Genomic DNA, 15,805 nt, shown 5'->3' with positions numbered 1-15,805 from the left:
GACAGCATGACCGCAACCGACTACGACAGCGTCGTCATCGGGGCCGGATTCTCCGGGCTCGCCATCCTGCACCACTTGCGTGAGAAGGGGCAGCGCACCCTCGTCGTCGACGGGGCCGACGGAATCGGCGGCACCTGGTGGATCAACAACTACCCCGGTGTGCGCACCGACAGCGAGTTCAGCTACTACTCGTTCTCGTTCTCCAAGGAGGTGCGCGAGGAATGGGTCTGGACCGAGCGCTACCCCTCGGGCAAGGAGGTGCTCGCCTACCTCAACTTCGTGGCCGACCGCCTCGACCTGCGCAAGGACATCCGTCTGAACACCTACATCGAGTCGGCGGTGTACGACGAGCCCGGCAATTTCTGGACGCTGCACATCGAGGGCGGCGGCACGATCACGACCAAGTACCTGATCTCTGGGATGGGCGTGCTCTCCCAGCCGATCTGGCCGGCGATCCCGGGACTCGAGAGCTTCGAGGGCACGCTCGTGCACGCCGCGCGCTGGCCGCGCGAGGGTGTGGACCTCAAGGGCAAGCGGGTGGGCCTCATCGGCCTCGGGGCTTCCGGCATCCAGATCCTTCCCACGATCGCGCCCGAGTGCGGTGAGCTCGTCGTGTTCCAGCGTGAGCCGAACTTCATCGTCGAGACCAACAACGACAAGGTCACGCCGGAGCAGCTCGCGCACGTGCGCGCCACCTACGACGAGATCTGGGAGCGCGCCGCGAACCACCCGTTCGGCGTGGACATGGTGCCGGCCCAGTACAGCGCCCTCGAGGTGGATGCCGACGAGCGCCGCCGCATCTTCGAGGGCAAGTGGAACGAGGGCGGCTTCCACTTCGCCAACGAGTGCTTCAACGACCTCGCCACCAACCACGAGTCGAGCGAGCTCGCCTCGGAGTTCATCCGGAGCAAGATTCGCGAGATCGTGAAGGACCCGGCCACGGCGGAACTCCTGTCGCCTCGCGGATACTCCTTCAACGGCAAGCGCGTGCCCACCGGTTTCGGTTACTACGCCGCGTTCAACCTGCCTCAGGTGAAGCTCGTCGACGTCAAGAGCAGCCCGATCACCGAGATCACCGCCAAGGGCGTGAAGGTCGGCGACACCGAGTACGAGCTCGACGTGCTGATCTGCGCGACCGGCTTCGACGCGATGACCGGCACGCTGACCAACATCGACATCATCGGGCGCGGCGGTCAGGTGCTGCGCGACAAGTGGAAGAACGGCATCCGGTCGAACCTCGGCATCTCGATGCACGGCTTCCCGAACCTGCTGCTGTCGCTCGGCCCGCAGACCCCGTACTCCAACCTGCCCGTGCCGATCCAGCTCGGCGCGCAGTGGATGGCCCGGGCCATCGACTACGCGACGAGGAACGGCATCGAGCGGCTCGAGGCCACACCGGAGTCCGAGGAGTGGTGGGCCGCCGAGGTCGACCGTGCGGGCAAGGCGACGGTCATGTACTCGGAGGGCCAGAAGGCGAACGCGTGGTTCTTCGGCCAGAACGTGCCGGGCAAGCCGCACGAGTTCCAGGTGTACATGGGCGGCGGCCAGGTCTACCAGCAGTTCTGCCGTGAGGCCGAGGAAGCGGAGTACGCGAGCTTCCGCGCCTGATCACCCATCCGCGGGGCGCTCGCTTCAGCACACGGCGGGCGCCCCGCTCCACTCGATTCCAACCTCAGGAGACACTCGTGAACCGACTCACCGGCAAGATTGCCGTCATCACCGGCGCCGCATCCGGCATGGGCGCGGCGACCGCCGAACTGTTCGCCGCCGAGGGCGCGACCGTCATCGCGACCGACCTCAACGCCGAACTGGGGCAGGGTGTCGTCGATGGCATCCGTGCCGCGGGCGGGGGCGCGCAGTTCCACGCCATGAACGTCGCCGACGAGGAGGATGTCGCGCGCGTCTACGCCGCGGTCGGCGCCGAGCACGGCACGATCGACGTGCTGGTGAACTGCGCCGGCATCATCGGCGTCGACAAGCCCACCCACGAGCTCTCCGAGGGGGAGTGGGATGCCCTGTTCGCCGTCGACGTCAAGGGTGTGTTCTTCTCCACCAAGCACGCGCTGCCATACATGATCGCGCAGCGCTCGGGTTCGATCGTGAACTTCAGCTCGATCTACGGGCTCACCGGCAACGACGAGTTCACGGCCTACCACGTCGCCAAGGGCGCCGTCACGATGCAGACCAAGCAGGATGCCGCCGTCTACGGCCAGTACAACATCCGTGTGAACTCGGTGCACCCGAGCACGGTGCTCACCCCGCTCGTGGAGGGGATCGCCAACGCGTTCCCCGGCGGCCTCGCGGAGTACGAGAAGGTCAACACGACGACGCAGTCCATCCGCCGCCTCGGGCTGCCGATCGACGTCGCGTACGCGGTGCTCTACCTCGCTTCGGACGAGTCGACGTGGGTGACCGGGGTCAACCTGCCGATCGACGGCGGGTTCATGGCGCGCTGAGCGGTCGGGTCTTGACGCGTCACTTGTATTTTGCAAGTGTTTACGCATGAGCCTCTTCATCACCTGCCCGGTCGAGAGCGTCGAGCGAGCGACCGCCTTCTACACCGCCCTCGGCTGGACCCTCAACGCGGACATGTCCGACCACAACGTGTCGTGCTTCGCGATCGCGCCTGAGCAGTACGTGATGCTCGGCAGTCGCGAAATGTACGCGAGCGTCGGCGGCGTCGAGGAGCTGATCGGTGGCCCCGACACGCCCTCGAAGGTCACGGTCTCGTTCGATCTCGGCGGCCGCGAGGCGGTCGATGAGCTCGTCGAGCGCGCCGGCGCCGCCGGCGGGAGGATCGGTGACACCGACGACTACCCCTTCATGTACCAGCGCCAGTTTGACGACCCCGACGGCTACCACTACTCCCCGTTCTGGATGAAGCCGGACGTCGATCCCGCCGCGTGAGCGATCTCGCCGCCGCCCTCGACGTCATCGGCGCGCGGTGGGCCCTGCTCATCGTGGCGCGGTTGTTGGACGGGCCGCAGCGCTACGGCGATCTGCAGCGCGATCTCGGAGTGCCGACGAACATCCTCGCCACACGCCTGCGGGAGCTCGAAGCGGCCGGCGTGCTGTTCCGTCTGCCCCTGCGGCACAACACTCGGGCCTACGCGCTGACCGATCGCGGGCTCGCCCTGCGGGAGACGGTCCTCGCGCTCGGACGCTGGGGCGCCGAGCAGGCCGAGGCGACCCCTCGGCATCCCATCGACACGCCCTAGAGGCGCTCCGGTCGGGACCCCGACCTCACGATCGATTCGCCGATGGCGTGGGCGGTCACGAGCAGTCGCGGCAGGAACTCGCCGAGGATGCGATCGGTGCCGACCGTCGAGGTCGTGGTCGCGATGTTGACGGCCGCGACGACCTCACCGTCGGCGCCGCGCACGGGCGCGGCGATCGACCGCAGGCCGCCCTCGAGCTCCTGATCGACCAGCGCCCAGCCCTGGCTGCGCACCTCGGCGATGATCTCCCGCAGCCGGGGGAGGTCGGTCTGGGTGCGCGGGGTGAATGCCGGACTCGAGGTCAGATGCTCGTCGAGCCAGGTATCCGATCGGCCGGCGAGCAGCACGCGGCCCATCGAGGTCGCGCTCGCCGGGAATCGCGTACCGATCGTGATGCTCACCGCCATGATGCGCCGCACGGGCACGCGTGCGATGTAGACGATGTCGCTTCCGTCGAGCACCGATCCGGATGTCGACTCCCCGGTCTGCCGACTGAGCTCCTCGAGCGGGCCCTGCATGAGCTCCGGCAGGCTGAGGCTCGCCAGGTAGCTGTATCCGAGCTCGAGCACGCGAGGGGTGAGCTGGAAGGTGCGGCCGTCGGTCGTGACGTATCCCAGGTCGACGAGGGTGTGGAGAAAGCGGCGAGCGGTGGCCCGGGTGAGCTCGGTGCGCACCGCGAGTTCGCTGAGGGTCATCCTCGGATGCTCAGCATCGAACGCCCGGATCACCGCGAGACCGCGCGCGAGTGATTGCACGTACGGCGCGGTCGGGTCGTGATCGTCCATGTGGATCACGCTAGCGCTCGAGCACCACCGCGAGTCCCTGGCCGACGCCGATGCAGATCGCGGCCACGCCGACGCCGCCGCCGCGGCGCGCGAGTTCGTGCGCCAGGTGACCGATGATGCGGCCACCCGAGGCGCCGAGAGGATGCCCGATCGCCAGCGCTCCGCCGTGGATGTTGACCCGCTCCGGGTCGAGCTCGGGCCACAGGCGCAGGCAGGCGAGGGACTGCGCGGCGAAGGCCTCGTTGAGCTCGACGACATCGACATCCGCCCAGCTGCGACCGGCCGCCGCGAGAGCCCGGTTGGCGGCCTCGACGGGCGCGATGCCGAAGATGTCGGGGTCGTTGCCGGCGACGCCCCGTCCGGTGATGCGCGCGAGCGGTTCGGCATCCAGCGCGGTGGTCTCGCCGCCGATGAAGAGCATGGAGGCGCCGTCGTTGAGCGGAGAGGAGTTGCCGGCCGTCACGGTGCCGTCCGGGCGGAACGAGGGCTTCAGGGTGCCGAGCGACTCCGGGCTCGCGTCGGCGCGGATGCCCTCGTCGCGCGTGAGGTCCGTGCCGGGAACCGGGATCACCTCGCCCCACAGGCCGGCGTCCCACGCCGCTGCGGCGAGCCGATGGCTGCGCACCGCGAAGGCGTCCTGCTCGTCGCGGCTGATGCCGTACCGACCGGCGAGCAGTTCGGCGCTCTCGCCGTTGGAGATCGTCCAGGCCTGCCGCATCGCGGGATTGACCATCCGCCAGCCGATGGTGGTGGTGTGCATCGTGGATGATCCGGCCGGGTAGCCCTTCTCTGGCTTCTGCACGACCCAGGGCGCGCGGCTCATGGATTCCACGCCGCCGGCCAGGATGAGCGTGGCATCCCCCGCCTCGATCGCACGACTGGCCTGGATGACCGATTCCACACTCGAGCCGCACAGGCGGTTGACCGTGCTCCCGGGCACCGAGGTCGGCAGCCCTGCGAGGAGCGAAGCCATGCGCGCGACGTTGCGGTTGTCCTCGCCGGCCTGGTTGGCATCCCCGAGGATCACATCGTCGATGAGTGCCGGGTCGAGGCCGGGATGCCGCTCCAGCAGGGCTCGCATCGAGTGCGCCGCGAGGTCGTCGGGTCGCACCCCGGCGAGGGACTTGCCGTGGCGGCCGAACGGGGTGCGCACGGCGTCGTAGACATAGCTGCCGGTCATGGCTGCTCCTTGAGGTCGAGGCCGGTCAGGGCGCGGAGGTCGTCGAGGGTGGTGTCGCCGAAGCGCTCCGTGACCACCAGGCCGTCGGGGGTCACTTCGAGTACGGCGCGTTCGGTGTAGATGCGGCTGACGCAGGCGACACCGGTGAGTGGGTAGCTGCACTCGGCCACGATCTTCGGGGCGCCGTCGCGGGTCGTGAGGTCGGTCATCACCCAGACCTGACGCGCGCCGATCGCCAGGTCCATGGCGCCTCCCACGGCGGGGATCGCATCGGCGTCGCCGGTGCTCCAGTTGGCGAGGTCGCCGCCGACCGAGACCTGGAACGCGCCCAGCACGCAGATGTCGACGTGGCCGCCGCGCATCATGCCGAACGAGTCGGCCTGATGGAAGTACGAGGCGCCGAGCAACTCGGTGACGGGGATCTTGCCGGCGTTGATGAGGTCCGGGTCGATCCGTTCCGGCGCGGGCTCCGGGCCCATGCCGAGCATGCCGTTCTCGGTGTGGAGGATGATCTCGAGATCCTGCGGCAGGAAGTTGGACACCAGCGTCGGGGCTCCGATGCCGAGGTTCACGACCGCGCCCTCGGGGATGTCCCGGGCGATCCGTGCGGCGAGCTCGTTGCGGCTCAGTCCGGCGCTCATGACGCGCGTCCCTCGCCCACGAAGACGCCGTCGCGCAGCCAGGCGCGCTCCGGCACCGGCACGAGGCGGGCGACGTGGATGCCGGGGGTGACGACCGCCTCCGGGTCGAGCTCGCCGAGCTCGACCACCCGATCGACCTGCGCGACGGTGGTGCGTGCCGCCGAGGCCATGATCGGCCCGAAGTTGCGCGCCGTCTTGCGATAGACCAGATTGCCCCAGCGGTCGCCCCGCCAGGCGCTGACCAGTGCGTAGTCCGCGTGGAGTGCATGCTCGAGCACCTGGGGTCGCCCGGCGATGGTGCGCACCTCTTTGCCTTCGGCGAGCTCCGTGCCGTAGCCGGTGGGGGTGAAGAACGCTCCGATGCCGGCTCCTGCGGCGCGGATGCGCTCGGCCAGGGTGCCCTGCGGCACCAGCTCGAGCTCGATCCGGCCCGCGCGATAGAGCGCGTCGAAGACGTGCGAGTCGACCTGTCGCGGGAACGAGCAGATCATCTTCGCGACCTGGCCCGCCGCGAGCAGCGCGGCGAGACCGGTGTCGCCGTTGCCGGCATTGTTGTTGATCACGGTCAGCCCGCCGGCGCCGTGCTCGCGCAGGGCGTCGATGAGTTCGACGGGCTGCCCGGCACGACCGAATCCGCCGATCATCACGGTCGCCCCGTCGGGGATGTCAGCGACGGCCGCGGCCGGGCTCGGCACGATCTTCGAGATCACTGCATCGTCCTCGTTCGTTGTGCGCACAAGTGTTCGTTCAACGAACTGTACTCGCTGTTCGTCGCGCGCGCCAGAGGTGGTGCATATGATCGTCATATGGATTCCCTCATCGTGTACGGCAAGCCCGACTGCACCGACTTCCTGCGATCGAAGGCGCTGCTCGACTCGCTCGAGGTGCCGTTCCAGTGGCACGACATCGTCGCCAGTGCCGAGGATGCCGAGCGCGCGGCCGCGATCAGCGGGGGCAGCCGCAGCCCGGTTATCGTCTTCGCCGACGGCAGCTTCCAGGTCGAGCCCACCGACGATGAACTCGCCGTCAAGCTCGGCTTCCCGGCACCGGGTGCCGGCACGGCGGCCGAGGTCTGCGAGATCTGAGCGCTGCCGCTACGGCGCGTGCCGTGCGGCGCGCAGGTCGACGCGGTACGCACCTTCGCGCGACCACACGAGGGGCGTGGCCTCGGCGCGGTAGTGCTCGAGCGCGCGGGACTCGTGGTCGATCGGTGGATGCCCGGACGCCCGCACGACGCGCCACCACGGCATGTCCGAGCCGTAGTGCGCCATCACCGTGCCCACGGCGCGCGCGGCGCGCGATCCGACCGCAGCAGCCACATCGCCATAGGTCATGACCGAGCCCGGTGGAATCGACGCCACCACCTCGAGCACGCGCCCGACGAAGTCCTCGGCAGGCAGTCGCACTAGAGCGTCAGTACGCCGAGGTTCTCGCCGTACTCGGTCTGGCCGACGATTGCGAAGCCCACGCGCAGGAAGAACTCCTCGGGTCCCTCGTCGCCCGGCTCCCAGATCGCGGTGAGGCGCTCGAAGCCGCGGGTGCGGGCCTCCTCCGCGAGGGCGTGCACGGCGAACCGGCCGACGCCGCGCCCCTGCGCGTCGGCGGCGACACTGACCCGCCAGACGCAACTGCGGAACTGCTCCTCGGGCGCCTCCGGGTCGAAGTTGCCCCGGATGAAGCCGATCACCTCATCCCCGTCGAGCACCACGCGCGGCCACGAGGTGGTGGGGTTGAGGGCCGCGTCGGCGATCGCATATGACGGCGGCGTGACGAATTGCTCCTGGCCGCGCCGCAGTGTGAGCGAGTTGGCCGCGACGATCGTCTTCGCGGACAGTTCCTCGAGCCTCAACGCAGCCATGCGACCAGGCTAACGCGGGAGTGTGACGAACGCGTAACTATCTCGATATCAAGATAGTTGGGGAAGCGAGTATGCTGATTCACGGCCCAAAAGACTAGAAGGAGTTCCGTTTGTCCAAGATCAAGGTAGAGGGAACCGTCGTCGAACTCGACGGCGATGAGATGACCCGCATCATCTGGCAGAAGATCAAGGACACGCTCATCTACCCGTACCTCGACATCGACCTCGAGTACTACGACCTCGGCATCGAGAACCGCGACGCGACCGACGACCAGGTCACGATCGACGCGGCGCACGCCATCCAGAAGCACGGTGTCGGCGTCAAGTGCGCCACCATCACGCCCGACGAGGCTCGCGTCGAGGAGTTCGGCCTCAAGCAGATGTGGAAGAGCCCGAACGGCACCATCCGCAACATCCTCGGCGGCGTGATCTTCCGCGAGCCGATCATCATCTCCAACATCCCGCGCCTGGTGCCCGGCTGGAACAAGCCGATCATCATCGGCCGCCACGCGTTCGGCGACCAGTACCGCGCCACCGATTTCCGCTTCCAGGGCAAGGGCACGCTCACGGTCGAGTTCACCCCGGAAGACGGCTCCGAGCCGCTGAAGTTCGAGGTGTACCAGTCGCCCGGTTCGGGTGTCGCCCAGGTGCAGTACAACCTGGATGACTCGATCCGCGACTTCGCGCGCGCGAGCCTGAACTACGGCCTGGACCGCAACTACCCGGTGTACCTCTCGACCAAGAACACCATCCTCAAGGCCTACGACGGCCGGTTCAAGGACATCTTCCAGGAGGTGTTCGACGCCGAGTTCAAGGCGAAGTTCGACGAGAAGGGTCTCACCTACGAGCACCGCCTCATCGACGACATGGTGGCCTCCGCCATGAAGTGGGAGGGCGGCTACGTCTGGGCGTGCAAGAACTACGACGGCGACGTGCAGTCCGACACCGTGGCGCAGGGCTTCGGCTCGCTCGGCCTCATGACCAGCGTGCTCGCCACTCCGGACGGCAAGGTCGTCGAGGCGGAGGCCGCGCACGGCACCGTCACGCGTCACTACCGTCAGCACCAGGCGGGCAAGCCCACCTCGACCAACCCGATCGCCTCGATCTTCGCCTGGACCCGTGGTCTGCAGCACCGCGGCAAGCTGGACGGCAACCCGGCGCTCATCGAGTTCGCCGACACGCTCGAGGATGTCGTGATCAAGGCTGTCGAGGCCGGTCACATGACCAAGGACCTCGCCCTGCTCGTAGGTCCCGACCAGCAGTGGGAGACCACCGAGGAGTTCCTCGACACGCTCGACAAGGCGCTCGCGGCGCGACTGGCGTAGCGCAGACACGACGAAAGGCCCGGAAGCGATCGCGCTTCCGGGCCTTTCGCGTTGTTGCTGCTGCTACTGCGCGGCGGCCACCTCGGGGGCGCCGACGACGGCGACCTTGCGCGGCTTGGCCTGCTCGCTGACCGGGATGCTGACGGTGAGCACACCGTTGACGTAGTCGGCCGAGATGTGCTCGGTGTCGATACCGTCGCCGAGGGTCACGCGCCGCACGATGGCGCCGGTGGAGCGCTCGCGCGAGATCCAGGTCGCGCCCTCGACGGCGGGCGCCGTGCGGGTCGCGCGGATGGTGAGGGTGCGGCCGTCGACGTCGACGTCGATCGAGTTCGCGTCGACACCGGGCAGGTCGACCGCGAGCGTGAACACGTCGTCGGCACGGTAGATGTCCACGGCGGCAAGACGCGGGCCGGAACGGAACTGGGGCTGGTAGGTCGCGACGCGACCGACCTGGCGGAACGGGCTGGTGGCGGTTGCCATGAGGTTCAACTCCTTCGGCCGGGTGATCGGCCACTCCTGAAAACTTGAGTCGGGTTGACTCAACAATCAGAGTGTAGGCACGCGCGCATCGGTGCGGGGCGATGTTCGCCGAAGGCTGACGGTCAGTGCAGCGTCTCGCCGCGCTCGAGCATGGCCACGTACTTGAGGATGTTGCGCTCGCGGGAATCGGCGCGCTTGAGCTGGCTGAGACGGAAGATGATCGCCCAGCGGTTCTGGGCGCTGATGGTCTCGAAGAAGGCCGCGGCAGCGGGGCTCGCGTCGAGGGCGGCGCGCAGGTCGTCGGGCACCGGCGCGTCCTTGACGCGGTAGGCGGCATCCCATCGTCCGTCGGCCTTCGCCCGGTCGATCTCGGCCTGACCAGCCGGGCGCATGCGGCCCTCGGCGGTGAGGCGCTCGACGTGGCCGACGTTGCGCTGCGACCACGGACTGTTGCGACGGCGCGGCGTGAAGGCCTGCAGCACGTAGTCGTCGTCGAATCGCGCGACCTGGCCGTCGATCCAGCCGTGGCAGAGCGCGACGTCGAGCGCCTCGTCGTAGGTGAGGCCGGGCGCGCTCGACGTGCGCTTGCGCAGCTTGAGCCGCACGCCGTCATCGGTGCCGTGCTCGATGATCCAGCGCTCCCACTCCTGCGCGGTCGCCACATCGAGCAGCGCCTTGTCCGCGAACGACACCATGCCGTCATGCTACGGCGCCCCACCGTCACCTGCCGAGGGGTCGCAACATGCCGCCCACGCCGCCGGCGCTGCGGCGTGTTGCGACCCCTCGGCGGGATGTGGGGGCGTCAGTAGCCGGAGAACGCGTCCGTGTGCACGCGGCGGGCGCCCTGGCCGCGCAGGGCGTGGCGGAGCTCCGAGACGAGCGCCGGCGGGCCGGAGATGAAGGTGCGACGCCCGGCGGCATCCGGCACGTCCGCCGCGAGCCGCTCGCCCGTCACCCGGCCCGCACCGCCGTAGGTCCAGCCGGTCGGCAGCGGGTCGGGAGGCTCGGGGGAGTAGAGCACGACCCGCGCCCCGGACTGCTCGAGCAGGGACGCGTACGGTGGCTCGCCCGCGGCGCTCGTCGCGTAGACGACCACGACATTCCGGTGCTCACCGCGTTCGGTCGCGTGCGCGAGCTGCGAGGCGAACGGCGTGATGCCAATGCCGCCCGCCACGAGCAGCAGCGGTTCGGACACCTTGACGGGCAGCGCGAAGTCGCCGCCGACGCCGGTGCCGTGCACGATCGCGCCGGGCTCGAGGTCGAGCAGCGCCTGCTTGAAGCTCGACGACTTGCTCGGCACCGTGATCGCGAAGGTGATGGGTGCGGTCGCGCTCGGGGCCGAGGAGATGCTGAAGTAGCGTCGGCTGCCGCGGAAGTCGGCCCGGCGGTGCGGGATGGTGAGCTCCATGTACTGCCCGGGCACGAAGCGCACGGCCCGCGACGGCTGGAACGACAGCTCCCAGGTCGTGGGCGACAGCTGCGTCTTGCCGAGGTAGGTCATGCGGATGGCGCGGCGCTGACCGAAGAAGAACGCGAGGAGGTTGCCCACCAGCAGCGCGAGCAGCGGGCTGGAGTAGAGCGGCCCGATGTTGAAGGGGATGGTGAACAGCAGCGCGACGACGGTCGCGACGACGAGCTGCTGCCAGCGCCGCGGAGGCAGCGTGAGCGGCTCGCTCAGCATGAACACCGCCAGGAACACCGCGGGCGAGGAGAGCAGGGCGAGCCCGAGCCAGTCCCCTACGGTGCCGCCGGCGATGGCGATGCGCAGCCCGAAGACGACGCTGGTGAGTGCGAGGAAGAACAGCCCGACGCCCAGGCGCTGGGTGCGGTAGAGCACCAGGAACCCGGTGACGGCGACGAACGGCAGCAGTGCCGGGGTGCCGGCCCACCACGCGGGGTAGCTCAACCCGACGAGTCCGACCACGAACGCGCCGAGCGCCGCCGGGTTGAACACGTGGCGCCCCCGCACCGCGACGAGGAACTTCGAGACACCGGCGAGGGCCGCGGCGAGCGCGACACCGGCGAGCGCCACGAGCTCGAGCTTCGGCTCCAACACGAAGAAGACGAGCAGGCCGGTGATGATGGATGACTCGAGATGCAGCTTCACGCGCGCGACGAGCGAGGCCGCCCAGGTGCCGGCCAGGCTCGCCGCCACCGCGACGACCGAGGACACCGCGATGGCGAGCGGGTCGCGCGGCACGAGACCGAGCGCGGCGAAGACGATCGCGGCGAGCTCGATGAGCACCAGCGACATCACGACGAGCTTGTACATCGGCACGGCGCCGGTGGTGCGGTCCAGCCATCGCTTCATGTGAACAACTCCCCGTCAAGGTGTGGCGAAGACTCTACCCGGCCCGTCGCGTGCATCCGCACGTATGAGAACTCGAACCGCTTCGCGAGGCGTGCCGGGTCGGCGAAGAACAGCGCGGTCGCGAGCGCGTCGGCGGCGAGGGCGGTCTCCGCCATCGCCCAGGTGGCGATGATCCCGCGCGTCGGCAGCCCCGTGGTCGCATCAAGCACGTGGTGCAGCCCGTCGCCCCAGACCCGTCGGTTCGATGCCGAGGCGCAGATCGCACCGTTCCCGATCGACACCACCCCGATCGCCTTGGTCGTGTCGAGCGGGTGCTCGAGCCCGACCCGGATGGGCTCGGCGCCGCGATGCGCGATGTCGCCGCTGGCGTCCACGATGAACTCCTCGACGCCGGAGGCGACGAGCATCGCGGCGACGATGTCGACGAGGTATCCCTTGCCGGCCGCGCCGACGTCGACCGAGACCGGTCGCAGCGTGGTCAGCGCGGTGCCGTCCCAGGCCACCGCCGCATCCCAGTCCGGTGCGGGGATCGCCGGTCCGGTGGAGCGCAACGAGTACGCCCGGTCGTAGCCGAGTCGGTCGAGGGCGGCACCGACCAGCGGGCTCATTGCACCATCGGTGGCCTCGTAGAGCGCGCGGTACACGTCGAAGAGGGCGGCGGCGTCATCCGGGAAGACGTGTCGACCGGGGGTGGTCGTGATGCGCGCGACGAGGGAGTCATCGCGGAACCGGGAGTAGGTGCGGTCGAACCCGGCGATGCGGTCGAGGATCGCGGCCTCGAGCACCCCGCCGAGTGGCTGCGGGGCGTCGATCTGCCACCCGGTGCCGATCGCCTCGAACCGCCAGCTATGCGGCAGCGTCAAGCTTGATCGCCTCGACGGCCTTGTTGAACCCGCCGCTGGTCAGCGAGGAGCCGGCGACCTTGCTCACGCTGATCGAGTCGATGTCCTTGCCGACGACGATCGCGTCGATGCCGCCGATGAACTCGCCCTGGTAGTGCTTGGAGTCCGGGCTCTCGCCGTGCCCGACCACCTGCACGTCGGTGATCACGTCGTCCGCCAGGGTGATGGTGACATCGATGGTCTCGGTGCCGTTGGGGGACTGGTAGTTCGCGCTCTCGGTGTAGGTGCCGTCGGCATAGGTGCCCGCGCCGGTGTCGGCGGGCGTGGTGCTCTGGTCGGTTTGCGGGGTCCCCTCGGTGGCGGGCTGCGTCGATGCCGCGCAACCGGCGAGCGCACCGGTGAGGGTGAGGCCGGTGAGCAGGGCGAAGGCGGGCTTGCTGGTGGTCAGTGAGCGCATCGAGATTCTCTCCGTGGTCAGGAAACGTCGTGTCCCCAGCATTCCCTACCGGGCGGCGGATGCCCGTGAGCGGGCTGGGCGTATCCGGTGAGTTCGCAGCATCCCGCCACATCCCCGAAATGTAACGAGCGTGTAAACCTCTGTTCTCGCACTTGCGCTGAGGTTTGTTCGTAAGGTGTACTAACAAACATGACGACGGGGTTCGCATCCGGACGGGTGCTCAGGCCGACACGCAAGGTGCTCCCCGAGCACGCGCGCGGGCACAACCGATCGCTCGTGCTGCAGACCCTCTACCGCGCCGAGCGCGCCGGACTCAGCCGCGCCGACATCGCCCGCGAGACCGGCCTCACCCGGGTGACCGTCTCGGACCTCGTCGCCGAGCTCATCGGCGAGGGCCTCGTCGTCGAGACCGGTCAGCGCGAGGACGCACGCCCCGGCAAGCCGGCCACGCTGCTCGACCTCAACCGCTCCGCGTTCCAGATCATCGGCATCGACCTGAGCGAGTACGCCACCTTCCGCGGCGCCGTGCTCGACCTCGACGGTCACATCCTCGCGCGCGCCGAACTGCCCCTCGAGGCGCGCACGGGGCCGGATGCCACCGCCCTCGTCATCCGCCTCACCGAGCAGCTCGTGGCCGCCGCCACCCTCCCGGTGCTCGGCATCGGCGTGGGATCACCCGGCGTGGTCGACCTCGCCGGCGTCGTGCTCTCCGCCCCGAACCTCGGCTGGTCCGGCGAACGACTGCAAGACGAGCTCGCGGCCCGCTTCGCGTTGCCGGTGGTCGTCGCGAACGACGCGAACGTCGCCGCGCTCGCCGAGCACAGCTTCGGCGACGCCGACAGCGACATGATGCTCGTCAAGGTCGGCCACGGTGTCGGTGCCGGACTGCTGCTCGACGGTACGCCCCTGTTCGGCAGCCGCTTCGCCGCCGGTGAGATCGGGCACGTCGTCGTCGGCACCGATGGTGGCCCCGCCTGCGTGTGCGGCAAGCACGGCTGCCTGGAGACGTGGCTGGCGACGCCGCGGCTGGAGCGCGCCATCGCGCACGGCGACCGCGACGCCGTGCTGACCGAGGCCGGCCAGCGACTCGGCATCGCGTTGGCCCCCATCGTCGGAGCGCTCAACCTCGCCGAGGTCGTGTTGAGCGGACCGACGCACCTGCTCGACGGTCCGCTCATCAGGGCGACCGGCGAAACCCTCCGCAACCGCACGATGGCCGAGTTCCATGGCCGTCTGACGCTGCGGATGACGACGCTCGGCGAAGACATCGTGATGCGCGGCGCCGCCGCGATGGTGCTCTCCGCCCAGCTCGGGGTCTCCTGACCCGAATCCCGCACCAGCGGAGTGTCCATCCGGCGCCCCGCAGCCCCAAGAAGAAGGAACAGGAAATGAAGCGAAAGATCGGAGTGGTCGCAGCCGCGACCGCCGCACTCGTCGTTCTCGCCGGGTGCGCCACCACACCGTCGGACGGCAACGCCGACGGACAGGACATCACGTTCTGGGTGATGGGCGGTGACACCCCGGAAGCGCTGCGCGACTACCTTAAGACCGAGTACGCGGACGCAACCGGGGGCACCCTCACTATCGAGGAGCAGTCCTGGGGCGACGCCCTTGCGAAGCTCACCACAGCCCTGCCCGATGCCGAGAATACCCCGGACGTGACGGAGATCGGCAACACCTGGTCACCGACCTTCACGACCGTCGGCGCGTTCACCGACATCACCGACATGGTGGAGGAACTCGGCGGCGACAAGCTGCTGCCGTCCTTCGTCGAGGTCGGCGAGGTCGACGGCGCCAACTACGCCCTGCCGTACTACTTCGGTTCGCGCTACGTCTTCTACCGCAAAGACCTGTGGTCCGCCGCCGGGCTCGAGGTGCCGACCACGCTCGAGGAGTTCAACGCCGCCGCGGCCGCGCTGAAGACCGACACCCAGTCGGGCTTCTACCTCGGCGGCGAGGACTGGCGCAACGGCATCTCGTGGGTGTTCGCCAACGGCGGCGAGCTCGCCGTCAAGGACGGCGACACCTGGAAGTCGACGCTCTCCGACCCGAACACGATCGCCGGCCTCGAGCAGCTGCAGGCGCTGTTCGCGGATGCCTCGCTCGCCCCGGTCAACGAGGCGGACAGCACCCCGTGGGTGAACATCAACAACAACTCCGAGACGGGTGTGCCGGAGGCGGCGACGATCATCGCACCCGGTTGGGCGCACTGGTCGATCGGCGACCTCACTCCCGACCCGAAGGACAGCACCAAGATGGTGGCCACCTGGAACGACGAGGTGTTCGGCACCTTCGTGCTGCCGGGCGTCGACGGCGGGGTCGCCCCGGTCTTCGCGGGCGGCTCGAACGTCGCGATCTCCGCGGCCAGCCAGAACCAGGCCGGCGCGAAGGAGCTGCTGAGGATCATCTTCTCGCCCGAGTACCAGACCATGCTCGGCGAGAACGGTCTGGGGCCGGCCAACCTCGACTACGCGAGCGCGCTCGGTGACGACCAGTTCGCCGCCGCGCTCATCGAGTCGGCGGCCGGATCCAAGCTCACCCCCGCGGCGCCCGGCTGGGCTGCGGTGGAGGGTGCACGACTGCTGGAGGAGTTCTTCGGCAAGGTGAACGCCGGCGGTGACATCCCGGCCCTCGCCAAGGAGTACGACGCCAAGATCGACGAACTGATCAACGGCTAGTCCCACCCGGTGGTCGAGCGCCGCCGA

19 protein-coding genes are annotated in these 15,805 nt (G+C 69.0%); 8 read left to right on the top strand and 11 right to left on the bottom strand.

The window, feature by feature from the left end; all coding sequences use genetic code 11:
- The first annotated feature begins 6 nt into the window (after positions 1 to 6).
- The 4 genes from PYV02_RS04350 to PYV02_RS04335 all read left to right on the top strand — a co-directional run bounded on the left by PYV02_RS04350 (position 7) and on the right by PYV02_RS04335 (position 3,218).
- Positions 7 to 1,608: a flavin-containing monooxygenase gene (locus tag PYV02_RS04350; RefSeq protein WP_275756551.1), complete on the top strand. Its 1,602-nt coding sequence runs from the start codon at positions 7 to 9 to the stop codon at positions 1,606 to 1,608.
- Between the two features lie 77 nt (positions 1,609 to 1,685).
- On the top strand, positions 1,686 to 2,456 hold the full coding sequence (locus PYV02_RS04345) for an SDR family NAD(P)-dependent oxidoreductase (protein WP_275756550.1): 771 nt from the start codon (positions 1,686 to 1,688) through the stop codon (positions 2,454 to 2,456).
- Positions 2,457 to 2,502: 46 nt separating this feature from the next.
- Complete coding sequence (locus PYV02_RS04340) at positions 2,503 to 2,907, top strand: VOC family protein (RefSeq protein WP_275756548.1); 405 nt, start codon at positions 2,503 to 2,505, stop codon at positions 2,905 to 2,907.
- Positions 2,904 to 3,218: a winged helix-turn-helix transcriptional regulator gene (locus tag PYV02_RS04335; RefSeq protein ID WP_275756546.1), complete on the top strand. Its 315-nt coding sequence runs from the start codon at positions 2,904 to 2,906 to the stop codon at positions 3,216 to 3,218. The genes PYV02_RS04340 and PYV02_RS04335 overlap by 4 nt, the downstream gene beginning before the upstream one ends.
- On the opposite strand, the gene PYV02_RS04330 is transcribed toward PYV02_RS04335, so the two are convergent.
- From PYV02_RS04330 to PYV02_RS04315, 4 genes are read right to left on the bottom strand one after another with little or no spacing between them, the layout of a single operon-like run.
- Positions 3,215 to 4,003, bottom strand: coding sequence for an IclR family transcriptional regulator domain-containing protein (locus PYV02_RS04330; RefSeq protein ID WP_275756544.1), 789 nt, complete (start codon positions 4,001 to 4,003; stop codon positions 3,215 to 3,217). The two genes, PYV02_RS04335 and PYV02_RS04330, sit on opposite strands and share 4 nt — an antisense overlap.
- Before the next feature lie 10 nt (positions 4,004 to 4,013).
- Entirely contained in the window at positions 4,014 to 5,183 is a 1,170-nt protein-coding gene (locus PYV02_RS04325; RefSeq protein ID WP_275756542.1) for a thiolase family protein, read from the bottom strand.
- On the bottom strand, positions 5,180 to 5,824 hold the full coding sequence (locus tag PYV02_RS04320) for a 3-oxoacid CoA-transferase subunit B (protein ID WP_275756540.1): 645 nt from the start codon (positions 5,822 to 5,824) through the stop codon (positions 5,180 to 5,182). Before PYV02_RS04320 ends, PYV02_RS04325 begins: the two co-directional genes overlap by 4 nt.
- Positions 5,821 to 6,534 carry a 3-oxoacid CoA-transferase subunit A gene (locus tag PYV02_RS04315; protein ID WP_275756538.1) on the bottom strand — a complete coding sequence of 238 codons (714 nt, stop codon included), beginning with the start codon at positions 6,532 to 6,534 and terminating at the stop codon, positions 5,821 to 5,823. The genes PYV02_RS04320 and PYV02_RS04315 overlap by 4 nt, the downstream gene beginning before the upstream one ends.
- Before the next feature lie 96 nt (positions 6,535 to 6,630).
- On the opposite strand from PYV02_RS04315, the gene PYV02_RS04310 reads away from it, so the two are divergent.
- Positions 6,631 to 6,909 (top strand): glutaredoxin family protein, encoded by a 279-nt coding sequence (locus PYV02_RS04310; RefSeq protein WP_275756536.1) that lies wholly within the window; start codon positions 6,631 to 6,633, stop codon positions 6,907 to 6,909.
- 9 nt (positions 6,910 to 6,918) lie between these two features.
- Here the strand turns inward: PYV02_RS04310 and PYV02_RS04305 are convergent, their stop codons facing one another.
- Together PYV02_RS04305 and PYV02_RS04300 are read right to left on the bottom strand one after the other, a co-directional pair.
- A complete protein-coding gene (locus tag PYV02_RS04305) occupies positions 6,919 to 7,230 on the bottom strand; it encodes an MGMT family protein (RefSeq protein ID WP_275756534.1) in 312 nt (103 codons plus the stop codon).
- Positions 7,230 to 7,682: a GNAT family N-acetyltransferase gene (locus tag PYV02_RS04300; protein WP_275756533.1), complete on the bottom strand. Its 453-nt coding sequence runs from the start codon at positions 7,680 to 7,682 to the stop codon at positions 7,230 to 7,232. Before PYV02_RS04300 ends, PYV02_RS04305 begins: the two co-directional genes overlap by 1 nt.
- Before the next feature lie 110 nt (positions 7,683 to 7,792).
- Between PYV02_RS04300 and PYV02_RS04295 the strand changes: the two genes are divergently transcribed.
- Entirely contained in the window at positions 7,793 to 9,007 is a 1,215-nt protein-coding gene (locus PYV02_RS04295; protein ID WP_275756531.1) for an NADP-dependent isocitrate dehydrogenase, read from the top strand.
- Between the two features lie 63 nt (positions 9,008 to 9,070).
- Here the strand turns inward: PYV02_RS04295 and PYV02_RS04290 are convergent, their stop codons facing one another.
- The 5 genes from PYV02_RS04290 to PYV02_RS04270 all read right to left on the bottom strand — a co-directional run bounded on the left by PYV02_RS04290 (position 9,071) and on the right by PYV02_RS04270 (position 13,100).
- Positions 9,071 to 9,490, bottom strand: a complete 420-nt coding sequence (locus PYV02_RS04290; RefSeq protein ID WP_275756529.1) for an Hsp20/alpha crystallin family protein — start codon at positions 9,488 to 9,490, stop codon at positions 9,071 to 9,073.
- A 122-nt stretch (positions 9,491 to 9,612) separates the two neighbouring features.
- Positions 9,613 to 10,185: a YdeI/OmpD-associated family protein gene (locus PYV02_RS04285; RefSeq protein WP_275756526.1), complete on the bottom strand. Its 573-nt coding sequence runs from the start codon at positions 10,183 to 10,185 to the stop codon at positions 9,613 to 9,615.
- 107 nt (positions 10,186 to 10,292) lie between these two features.
- Complete coding sequence (locus tag PYV02_RS04280) at positions 10,293 to 11,801, bottom strand: FAD-dependent oxidoreductase (RefSeq protein WP_275756524.1); 1,509 nt, start codon at positions 11,799 to 11,801, stop codon at positions 10,293 to 10,295.
- Positions 11,798 to 12,664, bottom strand: a complete 867-nt coding sequence (locus tag PYV02_RS04275) for an FAD:protein FMN transferase (protein ID WP_275756522.1) — start codon at positions 12,662 to 12,664, stop codon at positions 11,798 to 11,800. Before PYV02_RS04275 ends, PYV02_RS04280 begins: the two co-directional genes overlap by 4 nt.
- The gene (locus tag PYV02_RS04270) at positions 12,648 to 13,100 is read right to left on the bottom strand and encodes an FMN-binding protein (protein ID WP_275756521.1); all 453 of its coding nucleotides are present in this window, start codon (positions 13,098 to 13,100) and stop codon (positions 12,648 to 12,650) included. The genes PYV02_RS04275 and PYV02_RS04270 overlap by 17 nt, the downstream gene beginning before the upstream one ends.
- Before the next feature lie 189 nt (positions 13,101 to 13,289).
- Here PYV02_RS04270 and PYV02_RS04265 point away from each other — a divergent pair, with 189 nt between their 5' ends.
- Both PYV02_RS04265 and PYV02_RS04260 read left to right on the top strand, forming a co-directional pair.
- The gene (locus PYV02_RS04265; RefSeq protein WP_275756519.1) at positions 13,290 to 14,423 is read left to right on the top strand and encodes an ROK family transcriptional regulator; all 1,134 of its coding nucleotides are present in this window, start codon (positions 13,290 to 13,292) and stop codon (positions 14,421 to 14,423) included.
- 65 nt (positions 14,424 to 14,488) lie between these two features.
- Positions 14,489 to 15,778, top strand: a complete 1,290-nt coding sequence (locus PYV02_RS04260; protein WP_275756517.1) for an extracellular solute-binding protein — start codon at positions 14,489 to 14,491, stop codon at positions 15,776 to 15,778.
- Positions 15,779 to 15,805: the final 27 nt, after the last annotated feature.

The organism is Antiquaquibacter metalliresistens, from assembly GCF_029211225.1.
Classification (GTDB): Bacteria; Actinomycetota; Actinomycetes; order Actinomycetales; family Microbacteriaceae; genus Rhodoglobus; species Rhodoglobus metalliresistens.
Note: the sequence above shows the minus strand (reverse complement) of the source record. Positions and strands in the feature narration are given on the sequence as shown.

Coding starts and splice junctions, on each gene's coding strand:
- PYV02_RS04350 (WP_275756551.1), top strand. CDS start 7: ATGACCGCAACCGACTACGACAGCGTCGTCATCGGGGCCGGATTCTCC.
- PYV02_RS04340 (WP_275756548.1), top strand. CDS start 2,503: ATGAGCCTCTTCATCACCTGCCCGGTCGAGAGCGTCGAGCGAGCGACC.
- PYV02_RS04270 (WP_275756521.1), bottom strand. CDS start 13,100: ATGCGCTCACTGACCACCAGCAAGCCCGCCTTCGCCCTGCTCACCGGC.
- PYV02_RS04310 (WP_275756536.1), top strand. CDS start 6,631: ATGGATTCCCTCATCGTGTACGGCAAGCCCGACTGCACCGACTTCCTG.
- PYV02_RS04260 (WP_275756517.1), top strand. CDS start 14,489: ATGAAGCGAAAGATCGGAGTGGTCGCAGCCGCGACCGCCGCACTCGTC.
- PYV02_RS04325 (WP_275756542.1), bottom strand. CDS start 5,183: ATGACCGGCAGCTATGTCTACGACGCCGTGCGCACCCCGTTCGGCCGC.
- PYV02_RS04300 (WP_275756533.1), bottom strand. CDS start 7,682: ATGGCTGCGTTGAGGCTCGAGGAACTGTCCGCGAAGACGATCGTCGCG.
- PYV02_RS04290 (WP_275756529.1), bottom strand. CDS start 9,490: ATGGCAACCGCCACCAGCCCGTTCCGCCAGGTCGGTCGCGTCGCGACC.
- PYV02_RS04320 (WP_275756540.1), bottom strand. CDS start 5,824: ATGAGCGCCGGACTGAGCCGCAACGAGCTCGCCGCACGGATCGCCCGG.
- PYV02_RS04280 (WP_275756524.1), bottom strand. CDS start 11,801: ATGAAGCGATGGCTGGACCGCACCACCGGCGCCGTGCCGATGTACAAG.
- PYV02_RS04330 (WP_275756544.1), bottom strand. CDS start 4,003: ATGGACGATCACGACCCGACCGCGCCGTACGTGCAATCACTCGCGCGC.
- PYV02_RS04265 (WP_275756519.1), top strand. CDS start 13,290: ATGACGACGGGGTTCGCATCCGGACGGGTGCTCAGGCCGACACGCAAG.
- PYV02_RS04285 (WP_275756526.1), bottom strand. CDS start 10,185: ATGGTGTCGTTCGCGGACAAGGCGCTGCTCGATGTGGCGACCGCGCAG.